The organism is Anaeromassilibacillus sp. Marseille-P3371, from assembly GCF_900169665.1.
Classification (GTDB): Bacteria; Bacillota; Clostridia; order Oscillospirales; family Acutalibacteraceae; genus Anaeromassilibacillus.
The window spans coordinates 1,619,848-1,642,443 of the sequence record NZ_LT835157.1 but is presented as its reverse complement, the minus strand read 5'-3'; the positions used below and the strand labels follow the sequence as shown (position 1 = coordinate 1,642,443).

Below are 22,596 nucleotides of genomic sequence, written 5' to 3'. Positions count from 1 at the left end.
TTGTTTAAGGAGGCATATTTTATGAAAAAAACCGTTGGATTGCTGTTGGCTGTGATCTTGGCGATTTCTGTCTGCGCTTGTACAAACGGCAGCGAAGAATCATCTTCAACTCTGCCTTCAAGCGAGGCTCCATCGTCCTCTGAGGCTAGTGTTCCGCAAACACTCAGCTTTGATGGAATGGATTTTACTTTTACTGTTCCTTCCCGTTGGAATAAAGAGCACTATACCGTCAAAGTTACGAAAGACGATGTGATGAGTACCCAAGACGTAGAATATAGCCATGTAGATTTCTTGTTCAAGGGAAATACAGACACTCCACTGCTTTCCATTTGGGCAGCTCCTAAAACGTGGTGGGATGACCAAAATACGGTGGGCGCGGAGCTTCCCTCCCTGATTCAAGAGAGCGGGGATACCGTCTATTTGGCGGATATTCCAGCGGAAAACCCCGTTTCCGACGAAGAGGATGCTGTTCTTTACAGCGAAATGGCCATTCAATTGGACGAAGTCAAAGCAGGGTTCACTGTCGTCAATACATCTTCCTCCAGTTCTGAAACCGCCTATATCGATGGAACGCTCACAGACGGAACAATGAATACCATCACAATCGAAACCAGCGACGGCAAGGAACTTCTCTTCAACAAAGAAGGTGCAGAAGTCAACGAACCGGACGGATTGGTGATCGGCGACCGGCTGCGTATCTATTATGATGGGACAATCAATGGTTCTGACACGACCGAGGTCACAGTAACAAAGATTGAAAAGATTTCCTAAGCGAGAAAAAACATAGAAACGTACGAGAGAACGTATTGTGCAAGAAAGGCCGACAGAATCTCTACAAAAAACCATCCATGTATGAAAATAAGAGGCGCCCTGTATATAGCCATTGGCTGGACACAGAGCGTCTCTTCTGTTTTTATTCCTAGATTTGAAATACAAAGGCTCTACTTCTATTGGCCTTTACAATATGATTGGTTACTTTTTCGGAACAACCGGGGCATCTGCCGCTTCTGCCGTCGTCTTTGGCTCTTCTTCCTGATCGTTGGTCCAGTGAAGTTTGTCAAAGATATAGAATAGGAGGCCCATCACCATACCAACGACACAAGCGAGTACCATTCCTTTGAGCTGTACGCCGCCGATGTTCCATGCAATACCGGATAACCCGACCACAAACACCACTGCGGTCAACGCCTGGTTGCGCGCCTTGCCGTAGTCCACCTTAGCATCCACCAAAATCCGCAGGCCAGAAGCGCCAATCATCCCATACAACAAAAACGAGATTCCACCGATGACTGGCCCCGGAATGCTGCTGATGAGTGCAGATAGCTTGCCAATAAATGCGCAAACGATCGAGAATACCGCCGCGCCGCCAATAACCCAAACGCTGTATACCTTGGTCATCGCCATAACGCCGATATTTTCCCCATAGGTTGTCGTGGGAACCGAACCAATCAAGCCAGAGAGGGCTGTAGAGAAATTATCCGCAAACAAAGAGCGGTGCAACCCCGGATCTTTCAACAGATCGCGGCCAACCACCTTGCTGGTGACAATCTGATGGCCGATGTGCTCAGATGCGATTACCAGTAGGACGGGCAACATGGTAAGAACGGCTTCCATGTTAAACTTTGCCATCTGGAAATGGGGCAAAGAGAACAGCGACGCATCCACGACAGGTTGAAACTCTACAATCCCTACGATACAGGCAGTGATATATCCTGCAATGATTGCGACCAAGATGGGGATAACCGCCAGGAATTTACGGAACAATACCGAACCGAATACCGCTACACAGAGTGTCACCAAAAAGACCAGGACATTTTTCATATCAATGCTCTCGTCCAACAGGCCCGCATTGCTGGCTGCATTGGAAGCCAACTCCAACCCGATCAACGCCACAACCGGCCCCATCGCTGCCGGAGGAAGAATGCAGTCGATCCAATTGGTTCCAAACTTATACACAATCAACGCTAAAATACAGCCGCATATACCCACTGCAACAAAGCCGCCTTGGGCATATTCAAAGCCATACTTTTGGATCACAACCCCTCCTGCCGCTAGGAAGGCAAAACTGGAGCCAAGGTATGCCGGCGCGCGGCCTTTCGTAATGAGAATGAACAGCAGGGTTCCCACACCATTCATAAACAGTACAATGGCCGGGTCGATGCCAAAGACGGATGGGACCAACACCGAGGCGCCAAACATGGCGAACATGTGCTGGATGCTCAGGGGGATGGCTTGCCGAAGAGGCGGCCGCTCGTTAACCTGGATGATCTTGCTTGACATGGTACTCTCCTCATTTCCTTTCAACCCACTCGTTCGGGGATTCCCCAACGAACTGGGCCTTCATATTTTATGAAACGGCGACAGGAGAATTTTTGGCAAAATCCCCCCAAAATGTGGGGTGCTTTTTGAATTCCAATGTTTGTCGGTCTCTTCACAAACGATGGATTCTCTTCCCCTATTTTGCGGTACACTTCTCTTCCAAAACCCCTGCACCACCGGATTCACCGAAAAAAAAGGCCCGCCCGAAGAGAAAAATCACTTCGGAGTGAGCCTTTTAGAAGCCGCGACCGGCCGATTCACCGTTCTACTGATTCTACAGAGAGACAAATTGTTCACAGCTTCTAAGGGATTCTATTTTATTGGCGCTTAAATGCGCTCTTCGGTGCGCCGCAGATCGGGCACACCCAATCATCCGGAAGCTCCTCAAAAGAAAGATCCGGATCATCGTATACATATCCACAGATGGTACAGATAAACTCTTCCCCATCGTTGCGGTCATCCACAGCCTCTGTTGCACGGTAAGTAGGAGCATTTTTGGGCGCTGTTCCTTTGATTACTTTATGATAATAATCATAAGTCATTGGCTTCCCCTTAGAGGTGTCGCTTCCCGCCATCACTTCTGCAATAAAAACGGTATGGGTCGCTGTCTCTACACGGTTGACCACCTTACACAAGAACCAGCAACAAATATTCTCCTTGACCACAGGCAACCCTTCCACCAGTATCTTATGGCGGATATTTTTAAGCTTGTCTGTATCCCGGCCGGAATTAAATCCCAATGCGCCGATCACCGCTCCCGAGGTATCCTCCGAAAGCACTGAAACCGTAAAAATACCTTCCTTTTCAATGCATTCGTGGCTGTAATTGTTGCGATTCATACTGATTGCAATTTGGTTGGGTGTATTCGTCACCTGAAACACCGTATTCACAATACAGGCGGATACTCGCTTATCATTTTTTACACCAATGGCATACATTCCGTACGAGAGATTGAAAAGTGTCTCGTCCTTCATGAAAACAAACACCTCCGGTGAGCATTCATTGCCCCTATTCCTATCTATGTTACCACGAAGAGCGGACAGATACAAGGTAAATTTGCTGTTTTCCAACAAATTATTTTATAAAACCACGTCGGGCTCCGCTTTTTTGGACAGCAAACTGCTACATATTCCCAGATTTCTTAATGCGCTCCCAATACGCACGATAAGCCTGCTCCGTCTTATTCTCCCCATAATGATAATAATGAACCCCTTGCAAATTGTCGGGGAGATATTGCTGGGCAACCCAACTGTTCGGATAATCGTGCGGATACTTGTAGAATTGCCCTTTATTGGGATTATCCGCTCCATCGTAATGATTGTTTTGCAGTTGACGGGGAATCGGCCCCGCCTTTCCCGCACGTACATCTTCAGCCGCAGCGAGTATCGCATCGTGCCCGCTATTGGATTTTGGTGCGTTGCACACCAAAAGAACCGCATCCGCCAAAGGAAACCGCGCTTCTGGCAATCCAACCATCAGGGCCGTATCCACCGCAGCCTTTACAATGGGGATGATCTGCGGATAAGCCAACCCTACATCTTCACTCGCGCATACCAACAATCTCCTACACGCTGACGGGAGATCTCCTGCTTCCAACAGTCGCGCCAAATAGTGAATCGCCGCATCCGGGTCGGAGCCGCGCATTGACTTTTGGTATGCGGAAAGAATGTCGTAGTGTTCATCCCCTTCGCGGTCGTATTTCATTGCACTGCGTTGCGTCAACTCCCTAGCGCTCTCCAGAGAGACAAAACGGCTGTCGCCATTCCTCTCTTGTGCAGACAATGCACAGAGTTCTACTGCATTCATTGCTTTGCGTACATCTCCACCGCAGGCGGCAGCAATATGCTTTACAACTCCATCCTCCAGCTGTAATGTACTGTGCAGGTCGTCTTCCATCAGGCGGAACGCCCGCTCAACCGCGCGGCAGACTTCCTCCGGCTGTACAGGCTTAAACTCAAATACCGTGGAACGGCTTAGGATTGCATTGTACACATAAAAGTATGGATTTTCTGTCGTGGATGCGATCAATGTAATCTGCCCATTCTCGATAAACTCCAAAAGTGTCTGCTGTTGTTTCTTATTAAAGTACTGGATCTCATCTAAGTAGAGCAATACGCCGTTCACCGCGTCCAGCCGGTCCAAGCTGGCAACCACTTCGCGAATATCGGCGGTGGAAGCTGTGGTTCCATTCAATTTACAAAGCTTCCGATGGGTCTGCCTTGCAATGATGGAAGCCAATGTCGTTTTTCCTACACCGGAGGGGCCATAAAAAATCATGTTGGGAATTTCACCGGACGCAATGATTCTCCGCAGAGGCTTTCCCTCTCCAAGCAGGTGACGCTGGCCTACAATTTCATCCAGGGATTGCGGGCGAATACGATCCGCCAATGGGCGCATCCTACCTTCCTCCTTTACCGGAAGAGGGTGTCCCAAAAGTCATGAAATGCCTTCAGGATACCCTCGTTTTTTTAGAAACGCAGATATTTTTTCAAACAGAAAGAGGATGCCCCTTTCCTATGAATCGAAAGATTCGTAGTTTTGGGACACCCTCTTTTTGATTCACTATTCGATGGAATGGAAACAAGCTTACGCATAAAGCGGATACCGCGCACAAATCTCACTGACCATGCTGCGGATCTTTTCTTTGCTGTTGTCGAAGTCATTGATTGCCAATGCGATACATTCTGCGATGGTGTCCATATCCGCTACCGTCAAACCACGGGTCGTGATAGCTGCTGTTCCCAGACGCAGGCCACTTGTGGTAAAGGGGCTGCGCTGCTCATTCGGAACCGTATTCTTGTTTGCAGTGATATACACCTCATCCAAACGATGTTCCAACTCCTTGCCTGTCAGTTCCTGGCCGCTGAGGTCCACCAACATGAGGTGATTATCGGTACCACCGGAAACGAGCTTCACACCGCGCTTGAGAAGTCCATCCGCCAAGGCAGAGGCATTCGCTACAATGTCATGCGAATACTGTTTGAACTCCGGCTTCAAAGCTTCCCCAAAGCAAACCGCCTTGCCTGCAATGATGTGCATCAAAGGACCTCCCTGGGTGCCGGGGAAAATTGCCTTGTCGATCGCCTTCGCATACGCTTCTTTGCAAAGGATCATACCGCCGCGCGGACCGCGCAGGGTCTTATGGGTAGTTGTTGTCACTACATCTGCATACGGGACCGGGTTGGGATGATCGCCGCCCGCCACCAGGCCGGCAATATGCGCCATATCGACCATGAAGAGCGCGCCACAGGCATCGCAGATCTCACGGAATTTTGCGAAGTCAATCACTCTCGGGTAGGCGCTGGCGCCCGCGACAATCAGCTTTGGCTTTACCTGCATAGCCTGCTCATAAAGCTGGTTGTAGTCGATTCGGCCTGTCTCCGGACTGACGCCGTATGCGACAAAATTGAAATAACTTCCCGACATATTGACCGGGGAACCATGCGTCAGATGGCCGCCTTCCGCTAAGTTCATGCCCATAACCGTATCACCGGGCTTGAGCAACGCAAAATAAACCGCCAAGTTCGCCTGTGCACCCGCATGCGGCTGCACATTCGCATGTTCTGCACCGAACAACTTGCATGCACGGTCACGCGCAATATTTTCAACGACGTCCACATATTCGCAACCGCCGTAGTACCGCTTTCCCGGATACCCCTCTGCATACTTATTGGTCAGTACACTGCCCATCGCGGCGAGCACCGCCGGGGAAACCATATTTTCGGAAGCGATCATTTCCAAATTTCGCTGCTGACGCTTAAATTCATCCTGCATGGCCGCGCCGACTTCGGGATCTGCCTGGGACACGAATCCAATCGTATCCATCATATCTTTGTACATTTTCGCTCGTTCCTCTCCTTGGTTGGTATTGGCCGCCAGCCGTCCCGGTCCCGGGCACGACTCTCGCCTGTATCTTGTTATCCATTATATCCTTTCTGCCGATAAAACGCAACACCTTCCGACCAGGGTTTCCATTTTATGCAGGAATTGGACATAACATGCAATTTCTTTTTCTGCATCACCCTATAAACCACTGGCGCAACAGATACAAAAGCAGAAGATGGGCCGGATAAAACAGGTAGAATACATACCTGTTGACCGGCCTTCCTCTCTGGCCATTGTACAGCAAAATGGGGACCGCCGCGGCTGGCGCCGCCAATTGCAGCATCGTATGGTTGAGCAGAGAAAACCCTGTATTCATCACAGTAAAGAGGGCCGTGCCCCTGGAAGGATAGATCCGGCAAACAAAAAAGGCCACCACTGTCATCACGCCAAAAGCTCCGTAATCGGCCTGTATTCCCTCCGCAAGCAAGGCAAGTACGGCTATCCCTGCAAAACTCCAAACCGGTTTACTCTGCATGAAACGCTTCAAGATTTCGCAAGCGGCCAATCCCAAAAATAGGGTGAAGAATACATTCTGCGCTTGCGGATAAACGAACACATTTCGACAAGCCAGATCAAACGGTACCTCAGACAACAGTGCAAAAAGCAGCAGGCGCCCCAGATAACGGTTGCTGTTTTCTGTATGTGCGGCTCCTTCTGCCAGAAGAAAACCGTACAGAGGAAATGCCAGCCGGCCCACCAGCCGAAGGCTCTGTATCTGTGGAAACAAGGCCATCCCAGTGTGATCCACCATCATGGACAACAGTGCCAAGAACTTCAGCCAAAGGCCGGACAAAGCAATTTCCTCCTTTATCAGAGATTTTCTTCATCATAGGGAAATTTACGCTGTTTGTCAACTTGTGCTTTCGCCCGTTTTCGTATACAATAAAGCCATAATCGAATGTTGTCGAACCAAAAATTTGGGGAGACGGAAGCGATTTTGGAAGGAATGAGACTGGATAAAGGAGATGTTACGGAATGACCAAAAAGCAACAAGCCGTTTGGGCGGTAGAAGCTTTAAAGAAAGAATACCCCGATGCGATTTGTTCATTAACATATACGGAACCACTTCAATTATTGATCGCTACACGCCTATCCGCACAATGCACCGATGCCCGTGTCAATCTGGTAACGCCTGCGCTCTTCGAGCGTTTTCCGACTTTGGACGCCTTTTGCGACGGCCCTGTGGAGGACATTGAAGAGATCATTCGCTCCTGCGGGCTGTACAAGACCAAAGCGCGTGATATTTACGCGATGTGCAATAAACTCCGCAGTGACTATCATGGCGTTGTCCCGGATACCGTGGAAGAGCTCACCAAACTCCCCGGCGTAGGACGCAAAACAGCCAATCTTGTCGTGGGCGATATTTATCACAAACCCGCTGTTGTGACAGATACCCATTGTATCCGCATCTGTGGACGCTTGGGGTTGAGCGAAGGGAAAGATCCACTAAAGGTCGAAAAGCAACTCCGCGAAGTCCTGCCAATGGAAGAAGCCAATGACTTTTGCCATCGGCTGGTTTTACATGGACGCGCTGTCTGCGATGCACGTAAACCCAAGTGCGACATCTGTTGTATGCGTACGTTTTGCAAATTTGCGAAAGAAACCGTTGTGGAAGCAGCAAAGGAGGGTAAGAAATGAAAAAACTGTTGATTGTGGTAGATTATCAAAATGACTTTGTAACCGGTTCCCTTGGATTCCCTGAAGCGGCGGCATTGGAACCAAAGTTACATGACAAAGTGCAAGCCTATCTTGACGCAAAGGATGACGTCGTCTACACCATGGATACCCATGGGGAAAACTATCTTGAAACACAGGAAGGCAAAAAGCTCCCTATTCCCCACTGCATATGTGGTTCAGAGGGCTGGCAGCTCCATGGCCGCTTGCGCTACCAACTGGCTTATTGCCCCTATTTCGAGAAAAACACCTTTGGAAGCCTCGATCTGTTGCACTATTTGGAAGAAAAGCGCTATGATGTTATTGAGTTTGTCGGAGTCGTCAGCAATATCTGTGTAATTTCGAATGCTGTATTGGCAAAGGCTGCGCAACCGGAAGCGCAAATCATCGTTGATGCACAGTGCGTCGCCAGCCACGATTCCGTTATGCAGGAAAAAGCGTTCGACATGCTAGAGAATCTGCATATTGATGTCCTAAATCGCTGAAAAAGCCAATCAAAAGAAACAAAAAATTCGAAAAAACCCTTGACAGATTTCTCTTGTCCGGCGTATAATGGCACCAAAATAAAACAGTTTAAAATCCAACGAGCAAAAGTAAGTACCCTGTAAAACGGTGGCACAGAGAACCGGCGGCTGGTGAAAAGCCGGGGCATACGATACAGGCGAATGGGTTTGTGAGGAGCGTGGAGAAAGGAATTTCTGAGTAACCATCGCCGTGGTTCCCGCGTTAAAGGAAAGGGTATTGAGGCAAAAGCTGCGTACCTGCATTGATTTTGCCGTGTACCTGTGACAAGCGGAACCAGTTGGTTTCGGAATTTGGGTGGCACCACGAGTCTATCGTCCCATGCGGATGATAGGCTCTTTTTGTTTGCAAATTTATAATCTTGTTAAAGGAGATGCGCATATGTTGTACCCCACCTTGACGGAAGTACAGGAGCTTTTAAAGGAATATGACGTTGTTCCCGTGTTTTACGAGGTCCTGTCCGATTCTATGACCCCTATCCACATTTTCAATGCCCTCAAGGAGAAAAGCGACACCTGTTTTATTCTAGAAAGTGTCGACAATACACAGTGGGGCCGCTACTCCTTTATCGGCATTCATCCAAAGATGGAGATCCGTATCAAAAACGGATTGGCAACGGTTGTGAAAGACGGAACCGAATCTTCCTCTGCAATCGACAATCCAATTTCCTTCCTGACCGAACTTATGGATCATTACAAATCCCCCAGTTTTCCCAACCGCCCCAAATTGACTGGCGGCCTAGTCGGATATTTTGGCTATGATACCATCCGCTATATGGAAAAAACACTGATCCATCCGCCGAAAGACGATCTGAATCTGCCGGATTGCCACCTCTTCCTTTACGATCAGCTGGTAGCATTCGACCATCTTTCGAATAAGACAGTGATTATCCAAAACATCTCACGCCTGGGAGACACCGAAACCGCATATACCGCATGTGCGGCCGAAGCGGAACAGCTGGGAGCTTACCTGACCGAATTTTCCCCACTCCCTCACGCTTCAAAAAAGCACCCGTCCCCTGTGGTCGAAACAAACATCACCAAAGAGCAACATCTGGAAAATATTCGCAAAGCACAGGAATATATCCGCAACGGCGACATTTTTCAAGTGGTTCTTTCCCGCCGGTTGGAAGTTCCCAACCCGCCAGATGCATTTGACGTCTACCGTTGTTTGCGTTCTGCCAACCCTTCTCCCTATCTCTACTATTTTAAGCTCAAAGATTATGAAATTGTTGGCGCTTCCCCGGAAATGCTCGTGAATGTGACGAAAGGGATTGTCTCCACCAAACCAATCGCAGGCACTTCCAAGCGCGGCTTGACCGAAGCACAGGATAAAGAATTGGAGCGCGACCTGCTCAAAGATCCAAAGGAAAAGGCGGAGCACACCATGTTGGTAGACCTGGGCCGCAATGACGTCGGAAAGGTTTCCAAGTTTGGTACGGTCGAAGTCACTAGCTTTATGAAGGTAGAACGTTATTCTCAAGTCATGCACATTGTCAGCGATGTAAAAGGGATGCTTCGAGAGGACAAAACCGCGTTGGACGCATTGCTCTCTGTTCTGCCTGCCGGCACACTCTCTGGCGCGCCAAAGGTCCGCGCCATGGAGATCATCGACGAATTGGAGCCCACCAAGCGCGGTCTTTACGGTGGCACTGTGGGCTATCTCGGCTTTGACGGTAACATCGACACCTGCATTGCCATTCGTACAGTCCTGTTCAAAAACAATCGTGCTTATGTGCAGGCAGGCGGTGGTATTGTTGCGGACTCAATACCGGAAAAAGAATTCGAAGAGAGTGAAAACAAAGCCCGCGCAGTAATCAATGCCATTGAGCAAGCATGTAACCTTTGAGAAAGGCAGGGAAACAGCCATGATTTTAATGATCGACAACTACGATTCGTTTACGTATAACCTCTATCAATATATTGGCAAATTTTATTCGGACATTATGGTGAAACGAAACGATGAAATCACGTTGGAAGAAATCGAGTCGCTTGCTCCGCAGGCAATTGTCATCTCCCCCGGTCCCGGTTACCCGGCAAGCGCCGGTATTTCCATCGCCGTTATCCAAAAATTCAGCGGGACCATTCCAATTCTTGGCGTCTGCTTGGGGCATCAGGCCATCGGTGAAGCTTTCGGCGGAAAAACCGTACATGCAAAAACCTTGATGCACGGCAAAGCCAGCGAGATCTCGGTTCAAAATAAGAATCCTCTTTTCTCCGGCCTGCCGGAAAAAGTGGTCGTCGGACGCTATCATTCCTTAATCTCTGACCGTGACTCCCTTCCTGCGTGCTTAGAAATCATCGCTGCGGATGAGGAAGGCGAAATCATGGCATTTGCTCATAAGGAGCATCCCACCTATGGCGTACAGTTTCATCCGGAATCCATCTTGACCGAGTGCGGCCCCAAAATTCTGGAAAACTTTTGCGACCGAATCGCACACCTTCCCATCACAGGCCACACCGAATCTGCCGTCCCACCTGCACAACGGAACCTTTTAAAGCCCTATATCTTTAAAATCATTGAAGGGGACGATCTGACCGAGGAAGAAGCCGTTGAAGCAATGGATTGTATCATGTCCGGCGGCGCTACGAACGCTCAAATTGGCTCGTTTGTGACCGCGTTGCGTATGAAGGGTGAAACCATTCCAGAGATTACCGGATTTGCCCGCGTCATGCGCCAGAAGGCGCAGCCCATGCCGGGATGTTCTGATTCCATCGATATTGTTGGCACAGGCGGCGACATGGTGGGCACCTTTAATATCTCCACTACCAGCGCTTTTGTCGTAGCTGGCGCGGGGGCACGCGTCGCAAAACACGGCAACCGCAGTGTCTCCAGTAAGAGCGGTGCAGCGGATGTCCTAGAAGCGCTAGGGGTAAAGATCGCCATGACTCCCGACCAGGCGGCACAGTGTTTGAATGGTTGCGGCCTTTCTTTCCTCTTCGCCCAATCATTCCATGGGTCCATGCGTTTTGCTGCTGCCCCCCGCAAAGAGATCGGCGTGCGCTCTGTGTTTAATATTCTCGGTCCGCTCGCCAATCCCGCACAAGCAGATTATATTCTGCTTGGAGTATACGATGAAGACCTGATGGAACCTATGGCGCGTGTCTTGATGAATCTGGGCATTCGAGGGGCAATGCTCGTACATGGAAACGACGGCCTGGATGAAATCACCATTTCCAGCACCACGCGCGTGTGTGAAATTCGCGATGGAAAGCTGATCAAATATGATCTGGACCCGCGCGATTATGGTATAGAGCTCTCAGACCTCTCTCAAGTCATCGGGGGCACCGCCCAGGAGAATGCCCAGATTACGCTTGGCGTACTCGAAGGGAAGCCCGGCCCCTGTCGGGACATTGTCCTTTTGAACGCCGGCTGTGCGCTTTATACCATCCGCAGGGCGGATTCCATCGAAGAGGGAATCGCACTTGCAAAAGATTCCATCGATTCTGGAAAAGCAATGGAAAAACTCCATGCATTTCAGGCCTTTACCCATTCCATTTCGTAAGGAGAGACCCCGATGATTTTGGATGATATTGTTTGTAAACGAAGGGAACAGCTTGCGCAGGAAATGGCTCGTACGCCGCTTGAAGCCGTTCAAAAGGAAGCGCAAAAACGGCAGGAACCAACACGGGATTTTGCTTCGGCTCTAAAAGGCGGCCGGTTAGCTGTGATCGCTGAAGTAAAAAAAGCATCCCCCTCAAAGGGGCTGATCTGCGCAGACTTTCATCCGGTGGAGATTGCAAAGGCCTATGAACAAAATGGAGCAAATGCATTGTCCGTACTGACGGAAGAGCATTATTTCCAGGGAAAGAGCGACTACCTGCGTGCGATTCGTGCGGCGGTCTCCCTTCCGATCCTGCGCAAGGATTTCTTTATCGATCCCTACCAAATCTATGAAGCCCGCGCCATGGGCGCGGATGCCATCTTGCTGATTGCCGCCCTGTTGGACACAAAAACCATGCAGGAATTTGCCGCAATCGCACACAGACTGGGGCTTGCATGCCTCACAGAGGTTCATAACGAAGAGGAACTCTCTTCCGCCTTAGACGCTGGCTGCGATCTCCTTGGAATCAATAATCGCAATCTCAAGACCTTCGAAGTCAACTTGTCTGTCACGGAACGTTTGGCTTCTCAGGTTCCCGATGGGCGTGTTTTGGTATCGGAGAGCGGAATACGCAACAACGGCGATATGAAAATTGTGCGCAAGCACGGTGCAGATGCTGTTCTGATTGGAGAAACATTGATGCGCAGTGGTGATATTGGACGTTCTCTTCGAGAATTGAGGGATGGCGTATGAAACTAAAGCTCTGTGGTATTCGCAGGCTGGAGGACATCGGCTATATCAATGAATTTCCGCCGGACTATATTGGTTTTGTCTTTGCGGAAAGTAAGCGGCAGGTTTCTGTAGAACAGGCCGCGACGCTTGCCCAGTCCCTCCATCCGGGGATTCAGACGGTGGGTGTATTTGTCAACGCTCCTTTAGAACACTTGCTCCAAACTGCAGAACGTGTTAGACTGGATATATTGCAGCTCCACGGGGACGAGGATGCATCCTATATTCACGCGTTGCGCCAACGGACAAAATGTCCTATTTGGAAAGCCGTCCGTGTTACCAATGCAGAGAGCATTCGCCGTGCGGAGAAACTCCCGGCGGATCTACTCCTGTTGGACAGCTTTTCCCCCGCTGTCTACGGAGGAAGTGGACAGATAGCCGATTGGAATGCCATACGAGAGGCCCACCCGCAAAAGCCCTTTTTTCTCGCGGGTGGATTGACGATCGATAACCTCTGCGAGGCAATACAGGCGGTTCAGCCGGCCGGCGTCGATCTTTCCGGCGGTATTGAAACAGATGGCTGCAAAGACAGGGAAAAAATCCGTGCCGTGGTCGCGCAATTTCGGGCGCTTCAGCACAGACAGGGGATCAATCAGGAAGGAAGGACAACATGAACAAGATCGGAAGATATGGCGAATATGGCGGTCAGTATGTACCCGAAACGGTGATGAATGCCGTCCATGAACTGGAAGCCGCTTATACAAAATATAAGGATGACCCGGATTTTCAGAGGGAGCTCTCCTGGTATTACCAGAATTACGCCGGCCGCCCCTCCATGCTTTACTACGCGGAGAAAATGACCAAGGATCTTTGCGGGGCAAAGATTTATATCAAACGAGAAGACCTCAATCATACCGGTTCCCATAAAATCAACAATGTGTTGGGGCAGATCTTGCTGGCAAAACGTATGGGGAAAAAACGCATCATCGCAGAAACCGGCGCTGGCCAACACGGCGTTGCAACAGCGACCGCTGCCGCGTTGTTTGGCATGGAATGCGAAGTCTACATGGGAGCAACCGACGTGGAACGCCAGTCGCTCAATGTTTATCGGATGGAATTGCTTGGTGCAAAGGTAACGCCGGTCAACAGTGGAACTGCGACCCTGAAAGATGCAATTAACGAGGCCATGCGGGACTGGACGACTAATATCGACACCACGTATTATTTGATCGGTTCTGTGATGGGCCCCCATCCCTATCCACAAATGGTGCGCGATTTTCAAAAAATCATCGGTGTGGAGGCCAAGCGCCAGCTAATGGAACGTGAGGGCAAGCTGCCGGACGCTGTTTGCGCCTGTGTGGGCGGCGGCTCCAATGCGATGGGGATGTTTTACGACTTTATTCCGGACACATCGGTACGGCTACTCGGCGCCGAGGCAGCTGGCGAAGGGGTTGACACCGACCGTACTGCAGCAACCATCACCAGAGGCCGTACGGGAATCTTTCACGGCATGAAATCGATCTTCTTACAAAATGAGGAAGGCCAGATTGCACCGGTCTATTCCCTCTCCGCTGGTCTGGATTATCCGGGTATTGGACCGGAACATGCCCAACTGGCTAAAACCGGGCGCGGTGAATACTTTGCCATCACCGATGAGGAGGCCGTCCGCGCCTTTGAATATCTCTCCCGAATGGAGGGAATTATCCCGGCGATTGAGTCCGCACATGCCGTTGCATTGGCATGCAAGGTTGCTCCGACTATGCGTAACGATCAAAGCATCATTATCTGCCTATCCGGACGAGGCGACAAGGATGTCTACCAAGTGGCAAGATACAGGGGGGTACAGCTCAATGAACAGGATTGACGCAACATTTCAGGGACTCAAAAAGCAGGGCCGCAAAGCGCTGATTCCATTTGTAACGGCCGGCGATGCGGGATTGGATACTACTGAACAGCTGGTCCTGCAATTGGAATCCGCCGGAGCTAATATCATTGAATTGGGGGTTCCGTTTTCCGATCCAATCGCTGAGGGACCCGTTATTCAAGAGGCCAGTGTCCGTTCCCTAAAAAATGGAACCAAGCTGGTGGACATCTTTCATTTGGTCAAACGTCTTCGGAAAAAGACACAGATTCCCCTTTTGTTGATGCTCTATATCAACAGCATCTTCGGATTTGGTACAGAGCGCTTTTTTCAGCTGTGTGCTGAATGCGGGGTCGACGGTGTCATTGTTCCCGACATGCCTTTCGAAGAAAGAGATGAAATTCAGGCCTTCGCAGACCGTGCAGGCGTTTACTCTATCCGTATGGTAGCGCCCACATCGCACGAACGCATTGCCGCAATTGCTAGTTCTGCACAAGGTTTCCTATACTGTGTCTCTTCCACTGGCGTCACTGGCACGCGCAAAACGTTTACCACCGATTTTGACGCCTTTTTCGGTACGATTAGTCAATATGCACGGGTTCCCTATGCGGTGGGATTTGGAATTTCCGGGCCGGAGCAGGCAAAAAAGATGAGCGCTTATTGCGACGGTGTGATCGTCGGCAGCGCTATTGTAAAAATGGTGGCACAATATGGGAAGGACTGTGTTGAGCCCGTCGGAAGTTTCGCCGCTTCTCTTCGTGCAGCGTTGGATCAATAATCCTTTACAATTTCTCGCCCGCCATGGTATCATAAACTCCGAATTCTTAGACAACATTGGAGGAATGAAAACCATGGCGGGAGTTTTATATAGCATTGGCGTTGGTCCAGGTGATCCAGAACTTCTTACACGCAAAGCAGAGCGCCTCATTCGCAGTTGCCCGATCCTTGCAGCCCCCGGCGGACGGGATAGTACATCCTATCGCATCGCCGAACAAGCTATTCCAGAAATAGCTGGGAAACCGTGCCTTTCCTTGCACCTTCCCATGACACGCGATCCGGAGATCTTACAGGAAAGCCATCGGGTAGCGGCCGGACAAGTTGCAGAAGAGTTGAAAAAAAATCAGGATATTGCGCTTCTCACACTAGGCGATCCATCGATCTATTCCACCTGTATGTACATACAGAACCAAATTCGTGCAATGGGGTTTTCGTATCAGATGGTAGCCGGGGTACCATCCTTTTGTGCGGCCGCGGCATCCCTCGGGGAAAGTCTGACCGAAGCAGATCAACCCCTGCGGATTCTCCCCGCCTCTTATCCCTGTACCGAACCGGAGCTAGATGCCCCGGGTGTGAAAGTGCTGATGAAAAGTGGAAAGCAATTTGGGCAAGTGAAACAGCTTTTGCTCAAAAAGGGGGTTGCAGAGCGCACCCGCGTTGTGCAAAACTGTGGGTTGCCAGGGGAAACCATCTTTCCCACCTTGATCGAATCCGAAGATACGGCAGGATACTTCACTTTGCTGATCGTCAAAGAATCATAATATCCAGGAAAGGAGAAGACGCAACATGGTTCCCATTGAAAAAGCAGAACAAATACTGGCGGAATTGATGGACGAACTCCCGGATGCCTTTTTTCAAGAACTCAATGGCGGTGTCTGCTTGCTTCCCGAAGCCAAACAAGACCCCGATTTCCCAGGGGAAGACCTCTACATTTTGGGCGAGTACTGCGAAGATCCTTACTTGGGCAGAAGCATCGTGATCTATTATGGTTCCATTGAACCTGTATGCGGAGATTTATCCCCGTTGGAGTTGCGCCGTGAATTGCGCGATACGCTCCGACATGAATTCCGTCATCATGTGGAGGCATTGGCTGGCGAAAACGGGCTTGATCTGGAGGATGAAGCTTGGCTTGCAGATTATTTGGAAGAAATGCAGGCACACAAAACCCCAGAGGAGTCTAGGCAGAGGGCCTATAAAAAAGGGCGTTCGGAGGGAAAACATTTCCACTGGTGGTCATGGCCTCACAAATAGGGATCTGCTGAAGGAATGCTACTATTTCGTTGGAATCCATTTCGCCCTTCCCAAGTGATCGCTATTGTCCTGCCCGTTTGGTAGGCGTTTTGGTTCCCTGTTCGATATATTTCCCGCGACAACATACAGAATCTACAAAAGTCCGCTGTGTACTTTAGAACTGGTACACAGCGGACTTTGCCTTTGGTGATTTGATCACAGAACTTTGAGCGCATTTTTCATATACTAAGAACAAATCAAACAACACGAAAGGAGACGTACTTATGTCTGTTCTTCACCTGACAAAAGAAACTTTTGCACAGGAGGTGCTAAACACCTCGCTTCCGGTCTTAATCGATTTCTGGGCTCCTTGGTGTGGTCCATGCCGGATGGTATCCCCCATGATCGATCAAATTGCGCAGGAGTTAAAGGACTCTGCTAAGGTCTGTAAGATCAATATCGACGAAGAACCCGAGTTGGCTTCAGCTTTTGGCGTAATGAGCATCCCTACGCTTCTGGTGATTCAAGAAGGCAAAGTGGTCGATCAATCCGTTGGCTTAAAAGCCAAGGAGCAAATCAAACAGATGCTTCCTGTTTAAACCTTATTCATTCGCCAGAATATTCAACCTTTTCCGATCCAGTAGACGGATCCCCCCACGATACCCCTTTACCAAACCTTCGCTTTGGAAATATTTCAACATGCGTGAAATGACCTCTCGAGCACTTCCCATATGGCGTGCGATCTGTTCGTGCGTAAGTGTGATCGTGTCCCCACCTTCCAGTGCAGCTTGTTCCAGCAAAAAAATAGCGAGCCGGCGATCAAACTTCATGAAAACAATCTGTTCAACCACCCACATCACATCCGAAAATCGCGCAGAAATCGTTTCCTGTAAAAAGGTTTGCACTGCCAGATTCGTTTTCCCCAGGGCGTCATATGCAGAAGCTTGTATGAGATACAGTTCCGTTTCACATTCTGTATCCACATAAATCTCAAAGGAGATATTTTTTAAAATACACGACGCTGAGAGAAAACAAACGTCTCCGTCGATCAAGCGGTATAAAGTGATTTCCTTTCCCTCATCGGACATCAGGTACGCCCGCAGTTGCCCTCGTTTCACTGCGAGTACACCCGTACATTCCTTTAGTCCACTGTGGATGCGGTGCCCTTTTTCATACACATAGCGCTTTGTATGTGATATGATTTTTTGTTGCTCCACAAGCGTTAGTCCTTTCCAAAATGGAAAAACTTCTGTATAGAAGTTTTGGTCCAGCGGTTCCATATCCAACCCTCCTTGCTCTGCACCTTTTATTCAGTATATCATAATTGTCAGAGAAAAAGGAAAAAGTATGGAAAAACCTCCGATGGGAAATTTCCATCGGAGGTTTATTTATAGAATAATCTCAAACTCCTGTGCTCCAAACGCACCAGGGGCAATCTCATAAGGAGCGAATACAACAACCGGATTGCCTTTTTCATTTAAATAGAATTTGGTGTTTTCATCCACTGTTGTAAATCCCTCTATCCCATCGCTGCCATCCCAATAGACAAGATTTTCATCGTCTTCCATCCGTTTCTGCATCTGTTCACGAATGCTTTCATTGGCTATTGAAATGTAATCCTCTCCAAGAATGTCTTCAAGCGTCAACGTTTTTTCGTTCTTCAAATCGATATTGTAGAAATATTGCACATTATACGCATTGCACCAGTTCTCATTTGCAATAAGTTCTAGAGATAAACGTGTGTCCGATTGATATTTCACATTGTATTGTACATCTACTTGTATTCCCTTCTCTGTAAATTCTTCTTCGGTGCCCCCGGTCGCCAAAAATGCTTCTTTGTATTCTGCAATATTTTGTTCCGCTTGTTTCTCATAGTCTGCTACGATCTTCTGAATCTGCGCATTGACATCGGTTACCGCGCTGTTATTCTCTTGTCCTTCGATCTGTGGGACTTCTACCTGAACTGTTTTATCGTCATCCTGATAAACATAGCTTCTCCACGTTACAACCTGAACGAGTTCTCCCACCACTGGTACCTTGGCAACTGCTGCGGCAAAGGGTTCGCTGATATTCAGCGCTGCGATAAATCCAATCACCAGGCATGCCGCCGTAGCAGCGATTCGTTTCCCATATCGTTTCATCTGAATCACCTTTCCCTTTTTATTGGTCTGTTGGATTGCCTTTTGAACCACCTCTGAAAGTCCATTTGGAATTTCCGTCGCATCATATATTTTCTTTGAGTCACGGATACGATCTTCTTTGTTCATGCCAATCCCTCCTCAAAAGTAGCTTTAATATTTTTTAGTCCAGCATAGAGACGGTATTTGACCGTACTGAGCTTTGCCCCTGTAACTTCAGCAATCTCTGCCAAAGAGAAATCCTCATAAAAACGGAGAATCACCACTGTTTTCATCTCCTCAGGCAGTTTTTGCACCTGCTCATAGATCTCCATTGCCTGATGGTTTTCCTCGACCGGCTGGTCCTGTATGCGCTGTAGATCTTCCGGTTCATAAGCACACTCTCTTTTTCCCTTTTGAAGTGCGGTCAAACACTCATTGACCAGCACCCTATAAAACCAAGTCTTTATGTATTTGATGTTTCGAATGGAGTTGTAATGTTCCAAAGCTTTAACAATCGCATTTTGTACAACATCGAGCGCGGCATCCGGGTTATGGACGTAGGAAAATGCAAGCCGGTAAAATTTTTCCTGATTCGTCAATAAATACCCGATGATCTCTTCACGCAATGGATCTTTCATAAAAGACCCTCCTTCGTCTTGTTTCCGTTCTAATCTTTAGACCAATGGAACTCGGCAAAAGTCAGCCCGGCACAAAATTTTCCCCACAGAGCCCCGAGCCAATACTTTAAAAGAAAAACACTCTTTTGGTAAATGTATAACAAAGAAAATCCCCGGTACGGATGGATTTCTCCATTCACACCGGGGATTGCTTATTTGGTTTAAATCTCACTGCGCCCTTCGATTGCACGAGAAAGGGTCACTTCATCTGCATACTCTAAATCGCCGCCAACCGGAATTCCATAAGCCAAACGCGTCACTCGTACACCGAGCGGCTTGAGAAGACGGGAGATATACATCGCCGTCGCTTCTCCTTCCACTGTAGGATTGGTAGCCATAATGACCTCCTTCACCCCACCTCCATGGACGCGAGCCAACAGTTCCTTAATACAGAGCTGATCCGGCCCTACCCCACTGAGCGGGGAAATTACCCCGTGTAGGACATGGTAAGTGGCATTGAATTCATTCGTGCGCTCCAAAGCAATTACGTCGCGGGGGTCTTCCACCACACAAATGATGGATCGATCCCTCGCTTCGTTTCGGCAAACGGGGCACAACTCTTGGTCGGTCAAGTTACAACAGATTTTGCAGTAGTGAATTTTCTCATGTGCATCCAATATGGCATTAGCAAAAGCTTCCGCCCCATCCTTGGATAAGCCTAACACATAATAGGCCAACCGCTGGGCACTTTTGTGTCCAATGCCGGGCAATTTCTCAAACTGCTCGATCAGACGCGACAGCGGTGCAACGTTATAAGAGGGCATATTTTACAGGAGTCCCGGCATGTTAAAACCGCCGGAAATCTTCTCCATCTTTTCCGCCTTTTCCTCTGAAGCAGAGCGAAGCGCTTCGTTGACCGCTGCACGGACCAAGTCCGCCAACATTTCTACATCCTCTGGATCAACCACTTCGGGTTTGATCTCGATGGACTGCACTTCCAAACTGCCGGTGACCGTTGCCTTAACAGCATCTCCGCCGGAAGTCGCCGTATATAACTTCTTATCCAGCTCTGCGCTGGCTGCGTCCATCTCCTCCTGAATTTTCTGGGCCTGACGAGCCAACTGCTGAATATTTGCAGCACCGCCCCCGCCGTATCCCTGTGGTAATCTTGCCTTCATAAGTCAAAACTCCTTTTCAAAATATTCTTTGCCCTTGCAGGCTTTCTATAACATCAAATTCATGAGAACTGCTTTGTTTGTTCCGTCTACTTACACGATTTATGTCCGTGTCACTGGAATTCCCGCCTCTTCAGCTTCACCAGCTAATTTCAGCAGGGGATCGACTTCAGCCTCTTCCTCTTTTCTGGCGCGATAAGGACCGAGCTTGTACACCCGTCCCGTCACCTGTTGGATTGCTTCGCGCATCTTATCGCGCTGTGCGGATTTTCGAAGCAACTCAAAAGCCATCTCCTTGGCGTCGATCAACACATAATCCCCATTTACATAAGCAGAAGACCCAGTAAACGCCGCAGAAATTGCTACGGAATACTCCTTTAAGATTCGCAGAATTTCCGGCCATTCTGCCAAACGCTTTGCGCCCTCTTCCAACGGCTTTTTGGTTTGGGAAATCTCCGGTGGAGCGATAGAAGCTTGCGCAACCTGTTCCGAAACCACTTCCTGCAAAGAACTTTCCTCGGAAGTTTCTTTCAGGACTGGCTCGGTCGGTTCCTCCGCAACCGGTATTGCCTGCTTTAGGGCTGAAACACCCGGCCGATGAATTCCGCGTTCTAGTGCTTCAATGCGCCGAACCAACGCTGCATTCGAATCATCCAACTCTGGGGAACACAGCTTAATCAAAGCCATTTCCATTTCGACACGGCGGTCACCGCCACGATACATCTTGTCCAACGCACCCTGTAAGGTGTCCAAACTGTGCAAAATCTCCGGGAGAGGAGTTGAAAGCGCCTGCTTTGTCATCCGAGCAAATTCGTCATCCGGCACGGCAAGAATTCCCCGCGCATCCTTCATCGTTTTAATCAGCATTAACCCGCGGTAGTGCGCAGAAAGCTCCTCACAAAGGCGGGCCATATCCTTGGACGCGTTGTACAGTCGGTCAATCGTCTCCAAGGCGGAAGAAGAGTCGTGTCCACGCACAGCCTCAGACAGTGCAAAGAGGTGATCTCTGCCAACCAGCCCCACCGTCTCCTGAACGACCTCCAAGGTGACCTGTTTGCTTCGTCCCAGACATTGATCTAAGAGCGAAAGCGCATCCCGCAAAGCGCCATCCGCTAAACGGGCAAGCAAGAGTCCCGCTTGTTCTTCCAAAACCGCGTTTTCCTGCTCCGCTACATAGGTCAAACGTCCAGCAATTTCCTGTGGGGGAATGCGCCGGAAGTCAAACCGCTGGCACCGGGACAAGATGGTCGCAGGGAGCTTGTGTACTTCCGTAGTTGCTAAAATGAAGATAACATGCTCTGGCGGTTCCTCCAACGTCTTTAAAAGCGCATTAAATGCACCCGTAGAAAGCATGTGCACTTCGTCGATGATATAAACGCGATATTTGGCTGCGGCAGGAGTAAAATTGGCCTCTTCTCGCAGCATACGGATATTGTCCACACCGTTGTTACTGGCCGCATCGATCTCCACAATATCCATCACAGAACCACTTTCGATTCCGCGGCATATCTCACAGTTCCCACACGGGTCGCCGTCGTGCAGATCAAGGCAGTTGACTGCTTTTGCTAGTATTTTTGCGCAGGTGGTCTTTCCTGTTCCACGCGACCCAGTAAACAGATACGCATGTGCAATTCGGCCTGCCATCAACTCATTTTTGAGCGTTATGGTGACCTGCGGCTGTCCCACCACATCTGCAAAAACCTGGGGCCGCCACTTTCGGTACAAAACCTTATACATATGCGCACCTCCCTCTGAATGATCGCGAATGGGAGTTTCCTTTCAAATAATTGTATTTCTGTTCATCTGCTTTCTTCCATGGAATACTCGCATTCTCTTGAAAAACACAATTATTCTCCCGCATCTCAAGACAGTCCGTAAACAAACGGAAAGCAAGGACAGCCGCCTTGCGACGGTATCGTGTAACGGGATATGCAGACGAACAGACCACCTGCATCGCACGGGCCCTTCCGCTTAATGCTGCTCGGTTCCCCGCCTGACATGGTTCACGGCGCTCCGTCGCACAGAGCCCGCCCGCCTGCATATCCTGTTACACGCATTCCTGCCTTGCTTCTCCAGGGATTGTCCCTGACTTGAGATATTATAGCTTATTCTACGCAAAAACGCAAGGCCTTCCTTATATCCT

At 49.3% G+C, this 22,596-nt stretch carries 23 protein-coding genes, 1 other RNA gene and 1 other annotated feature; of the genes, 12 read left to right on the top strand and 12 right to left on the bottom strand.

The window, feature by feature from the left end:
* Window positions 1–21: 21 nt before the first annotated feature.
* On the top strand, window positions 22–771 hold the full coding sequence (locus tag B9Y59_RS06290) for a hypothetical protein (protein ID WP_054322999.1): 750 nt from the start codon (window positions 22–24) through the stop codon (window positions 769–771).
* A 201-nt stretch (window positions 772–972) separates the two neighbouring features.
* On the opposite strand, the gene uraA is transcribed toward B9Y59_RS06290, so the two are convergent.
* From uraA to B9Y59_RS06265, 5 genes are all read right to left on the bottom strand, one after another.
* On the bottom strand, window positions 973–2,280 hold the full coding sequence (uraA, locus tag B9Y59_RS06285) for a uracil permease (RefSeq protein WP_054323000.1): 1,308 nt from the start codon (window positions 2,278–2,280) through the stop codon (window positions 973–975).
* A 356-nt stretch (window positions 2,281–2,636) separates the two neighbouring features.
* Window positions 2,637–3,293 (bottom strand): flavin reductase, encoded by a 657-nt coding sequence (locus B9Y59_RS06280; protein ID WP_054323002.1) that lies wholly within the window; start codon window positions 3,291–3,293, stop codon window positions 2,637–2,639.
* Between the two features lie 148 nt (window positions 3,294–3,441).
* A complete protein-coding gene (locus B9Y59_RS06275; RefSeq protein WP_085532427.1) occupies window positions 3,442–4,716 on the bottom strand; it encodes a replication-associated recombination protein A in 1,275 nt (424 codons plus the stop codon).
* A gap of 189 nt (window positions 4,717–4,905) precedes the next feature.
* The gene (gene glyA / locus B9Y59_RS06270) at window positions 4,906–6,159 is read right to left on the bottom strand and encodes a serine hydroxymethyltransferase (protein WP_054323004.1); all 1,254 of its coding nucleotides are present in this window, start codon (window positions 6,157–6,159) and stop codon (window positions 4,906–4,908) included.
* A 178-nt stretch (window positions 6,160–6,337) separates the two neighbouring features.
* Window positions 6,338–6,997, bottom strand: a complete 660-nt coding sequence (locus tag B9Y59_RS06265; RefSeq protein WP_085532425.1) for a TraX family protein — start codon at window positions 6,995–6,997, stop codon at window positions 6,338–6,340.
* A gap of 182 nt (window positions 6,998–7,179) precedes the next feature.
* On the opposite strand from B9Y59_RS06265, the gene nth reads away from it, so the two are divergent.
* The 11 genes from nth (at window position 7,180) to trxA (ending at window position 17,140) form a co-directional block, all read left to right on the top strand.
* Entirely contained in the window at window positions 7,180–7,842 is a 663-nt protein-coding gene (nth, locus tag B9Y59_RS06260) for an endonuclease III (RefSeq protein WP_054323006.1), read from the top strand.
* The gene (locus tag B9Y59_RS06255) at window positions 7,839–8,363 is read left to right on the top strand and encodes a cysteine hydrolase family protein (RefSeq protein WP_085532423.1); all 525 of its coding nucleotides are present in this window, start codon (window positions 7,839–7,841) and stop codon (window positions 8,361–8,363) included. The genes nth and B9Y59_RS06255 overlap by 4 nt, the downstream gene beginning before the upstream one ends.
* An 89-nt stretch (window positions 8,364–8,452) precedes the next feature.
* Window positions 8,453–8,725: a binding site (T-box leader), on the top strand.
* A gap of 56 nt (window positions 8,726–8,781) precedes the next feature.
* Window positions 8,782–10,248 carry an anthranilate synthase component I gene (gene trpE, locus B9Y59_RS06250; protein WP_085532421.1) on the top strand — a complete coding sequence of 489 codons (1,467 nt, stop codon included), beginning with the start codon at window positions 8,782–8,784 and terminating at the stop codon, window positions 10,246–10,248.
* On the top strand, window positions 10,220–11,905 hold the full coding sequence (locus tag B9Y59_RS06245; protein WP_330395893.1) for a bifunctional anthranilate synthase component II/anthranilate phosphoribosyltransferase: 1,686 nt from the start codon (window positions 10,220–10,222) through the stop codon (window positions 11,903–11,905). Before trpE ends, B9Y59_RS06245 begins: the two co-directional genes overlap by 29 nt.
* Before the next feature lie 12 nt (window positions 11,906–11,917).
* Window positions 11,918–12,697 carry an indole-3-glycerol phosphate synthase TrpC gene (gene trpC, locus B9Y59_RS06240; RefSeq protein ID WP_085532419.1) on the top strand — a complete coding sequence of 260 codons (780 nt, stop codon included), beginning with the start codon at window positions 11,918–11,920 and terminating at the stop codon, window positions 12,695–12,697.
* Window positions 12,694–13,347 carry a phosphoribosylanthranilate isomerase gene (locus B9Y59_RS06235; RefSeq protein ID WP_085532417.1) on the top strand — a complete coding sequence of 218 codons (654 nt, stop codon included), beginning with the start codon at window positions 12,694–12,696 and terminating at the stop codon, window positions 13,345–13,347. Before trpC ends, B9Y59_RS06235 begins: the two co-directional genes overlap by 4 nt.
* The gene (gene trpB, locus B9Y59_RS06230; RefSeq protein ID WP_054323012.1) at window positions 13,344–14,537 is read left to right on the top strand and encodes a tryptophan synthase subunit beta; all 1,194 of its coding nucleotides are present in this window, start codon (window positions 13,344–13,346) and stop codon (window positions 14,535–14,537) included. The genes B9Y59_RS06235 and trpB overlap by 4 nt, the downstream gene beginning before the upstream one ends.
* Entirely contained in the window at window positions 14,524–15,312 is a 789-nt protein-coding gene (gene trpA / locus B9Y59_RS06225; protein WP_143255246.1) for a tryptophan synthase subunit alpha, read from the top strand. The genes trpB and trpA overlap by 14 nt, the downstream gene beginning before the upstream one ends.
* 73 nt (window positions 15,313–15,385) lie before the next feature.
* Window positions 15,386–16,072 carry a precorrin-2 C(20)-methyltransferase gene (gene cobI / locus B9Y59_RS06220; protein ID WP_085532413.1) on the top strand — a complete coding sequence of 229 codons (687 nt, stop codon included), beginning with the start codon at window positions 15,386–15,388 and terminating at the stop codon, window positions 16,070–16,072.
* A gap of 25 nt (window positions 16,073–16,097) precedes the next feature.
* Window positions 16,098–16,562 (top strand): metallopeptidase family protein, encoded by a 465-nt coding sequence (locus B9Y59_RS06215; protein WP_085532411.1) that lies wholly within the window; start codon window positions 16,098–16,100, stop codon window positions 16,560–16,562.
* Window positions 16,563–16,825: 263 nt separating this feature from the next.
* Window positions 16,826–17,140 (top strand): thioredoxin, encoded by a 315-nt coding sequence (trxA, locus tag B9Y59_RS06210; protein WP_054323014.1) that lies wholly within the window; start codon window positions 16,826–16,828, stop codon window positions 17,138–17,140.
* Window positions 17,141–17,143: 3 nt separating this feature from the next.
* On the opposite strand, the gene B9Y59_RS06205 is transcribed toward trxA, so the two are convergent.
* The 7 genes from B9Y59_RS06205 to ffs all read right to left on the bottom strand — a co-directional run bounded on the left by B9Y59_RS06205 (window position 17,144) and on the right by ffs (window position 22,486).
* Window positions 17,144–17,821: a Crp/Fnr family transcriptional regulator gene (locus B9Y59_RS06205; protein ID WP_054323015.1), complete on the bottom strand. Its 678-nt coding sequence runs from the start codon at window positions 17,819–17,821 to the stop codon at window positions 17,144–17,146.
* Window positions 17,822–17,929: 108 nt separating this feature from the next.
* Window positions 17,930–18,808: an RsiV family protein gene (locus B9Y59_RS06200; RefSeq protein WP_082402041.1), complete on the bottom strand. Its 879-nt coding sequence runs from the start codon at window positions 18,806–18,808 to the stop codon at window positions 17,930–17,932.
* Window positions 18,805–19,299: an RNA polymerase sigma factor gene (locus B9Y59_RS06195; protein WP_054323016.1), complete on the bottom strand. Its 495-nt coding sequence runs from the start codon at window positions 19,297–19,299 to the stop codon at window positions 18,805–18,807. The genes B9Y59_RS06200 and B9Y59_RS06195 overlap by 4 nt, the downstream gene beginning before the upstream one ends.
* A gap of 200 nt (window positions 19,300–19,499) precedes the next feature.
* A complete protein-coding gene (gene recR / locus B9Y59_RS06190; RefSeq protein ID WP_054323017.1) occupies window positions 19,500–20,102 on the bottom strand; it encodes a recombination mediator RecR in 603 nt (200 codons plus the stop codon).
* Window positions 20,103–20,105: 3 nt separating this feature from the next.
* Window positions 20,106–20,456 (bottom strand): YbaB/EbfC family nucleoid-associated protein, encoded by a 351-nt coding sequence (locus B9Y59_RS06185; protein WP_054323018.1) that lies wholly within the window; start codon window positions 20,454–20,456, stop codon window positions 20,106–20,108.
* Between the two features lie 99 nt (window positions 20,457–20,555).
* Window positions 20,556–22,190, bottom strand: coding sequence for a DNA polymerase III subunit gamma/tau (gene dnaX, locus B9Y59_RS06180; RefSeq protein WP_054323019.1), 1,635 nt, complete (start codon window positions 22,188–22,190; stop codon window positions 20,556–20,558).
* Between the two features lie 197 nt (window positions 22,191–22,387).
* Window positions 22,388–22,486, bottom strand: an RNA gene (ffs, locus tag B9Y59_RS06175) — signal recognition particle sRNA small type.
* Window positions 22,487–22,596: the final 110 nt, after the last annotated feature.

Coding starts and splice junctions, on each gene's coding strand:
- B9Y59_RS06290 (WP_054322999.1), top strand. CDS start 22: ATGAAAAAAACCGTTGGATTGCTGTTGGCTGTGATCTTGGCGATTTCT.
- uraA (WP_054323000.1), bottom strand. CDS start 2,280: ATGTCAAGCAAGATCATCCAGGTTAACGAGCGGCCGCCTCTTCGGCAA.
- B9Y59_RS06280 (WP_054323002.1), bottom strand. CDS start 3,293: ATGAAGGACGAGACACTTTTCAATCTCTCGTACGGAATGTATGCCATT.
- B9Y59_RS06275 (WP_085532427.1), bottom strand. CDS start 4,716: ATGCGCCCATTGGCGGATCGTATTCGCCCGCAATCCCTGGATGAAATT.
- glyA (WP_054323004.1), bottom strand. CDS start 6,159: ATGTACAAAGATATGATGGATACGATTGGATTCGTGTCCCAGGCAGAT.
- nth (WP_054323006.1), top strand. CDS start 7,180: ATGACCAAAAAGCAACAAGCCGTTTGGGCGGTAGAAGCTTTAAAGAAA.
- B9Y59_RS06255 (WP_085532423.1), top strand. CDS start 7,839: ATGAAAAAACTGTTGATTGTGGTAGATTATCAAAATGACTTTGTAACC.
- trpE (WP_085532421.1), top strand. CDS start 8,782: ATGTTGTACCCCACCTTGACGGAAGTACAGGAGCTTTTAAAGGAATAT.
- B9Y59_RS06245 (WP_330395893.1), top strand. CDS start 10,220: ATGCCATTGAGCAAGCATGTAACCTTTGAGAAAGGCAGGGAAACAGCC.
- trpC (WP_085532419.1), top strand. CDS start 11,918: ATGATTTTGGATGATATTGTTTGTAAACGAAGGGAACAGCTTGCGCAG.
- B9Y59_RS06235 (WP_085532417.1), top strand. CDS start 12,694: ATGAAACTAAAGCTCTGTGGTATTCGCAGGCTGGAGGACATCGGCTAT.
- trpB (WP_054323012.1), top strand. CDS start 13,344: ATGAACAAGATCGGAAGATATGGCGAATATGGCGGTCAGTATGTACCC.
- trpA (WP_143255246.1), top strand. CDS start 14,524: ATGAACAGGATTGACGCAACATTTCAGGGACTCAAAAAGCAGGGCCGC.
- cobI (WP_085532413.1), top strand. CDS start 15,386: ATGGCGGGAGTTTTATATAGCATTGGCGTTGGTCCAGGTGATCCAGAA.
- B9Y59_RS06215 (WP_085532411.1), top strand. CDS start 16,098: ATGGTTCCCATTGAAAAAGCAGAACAAATACTGGCGGAATTGATGGAC.
- trxA (WP_054323014.1), top strand. CDS start 16,826: ATGTCTGTTCTTCACCTGACAAAAGAAACTTTTGCACAGGAGGTGCTA.
- B9Y59_RS06205 (WP_054323015.1), bottom strand. CDS start 17,821: ATGGAACCGCTGGACCAAAACTTCTATACAGAAGTTTTTCCATTTTGG.
- B9Y59_RS06200 (WP_082402041.1), bottom strand. CDS start 18,808: ATGAACAAAGAAGATCGTATCCGTGACTCAAAGAAAATATATGATGCG.
- B9Y59_RS06195 (WP_054323016.1), bottom strand. CDS start 19,299: ATGAAAGATCCATTGCGTGAAGAGATCATCGGGTATTTATTGACGAAT.
- recR (WP_054323017.1), bottom strand. CDS start 20,102: ATGCCCTCTTATAACGTTGCACCGCTGTCGCGTCTGATCGAGCAGTTT.
- B9Y59_RS06185 (WP_054323018.1), bottom strand. CDS start 20,456: ATGAAGGCAAGATTACCACAGGGATACGGCGGGGGCGGTGCTGCAAAT.
- dnaX (WP_054323019.1), bottom strand. CDS start 22,190: ATGTATAAGGTTTTGTACCGAAAGTGGCGGCCCCAGGTTTTTGCAGAT.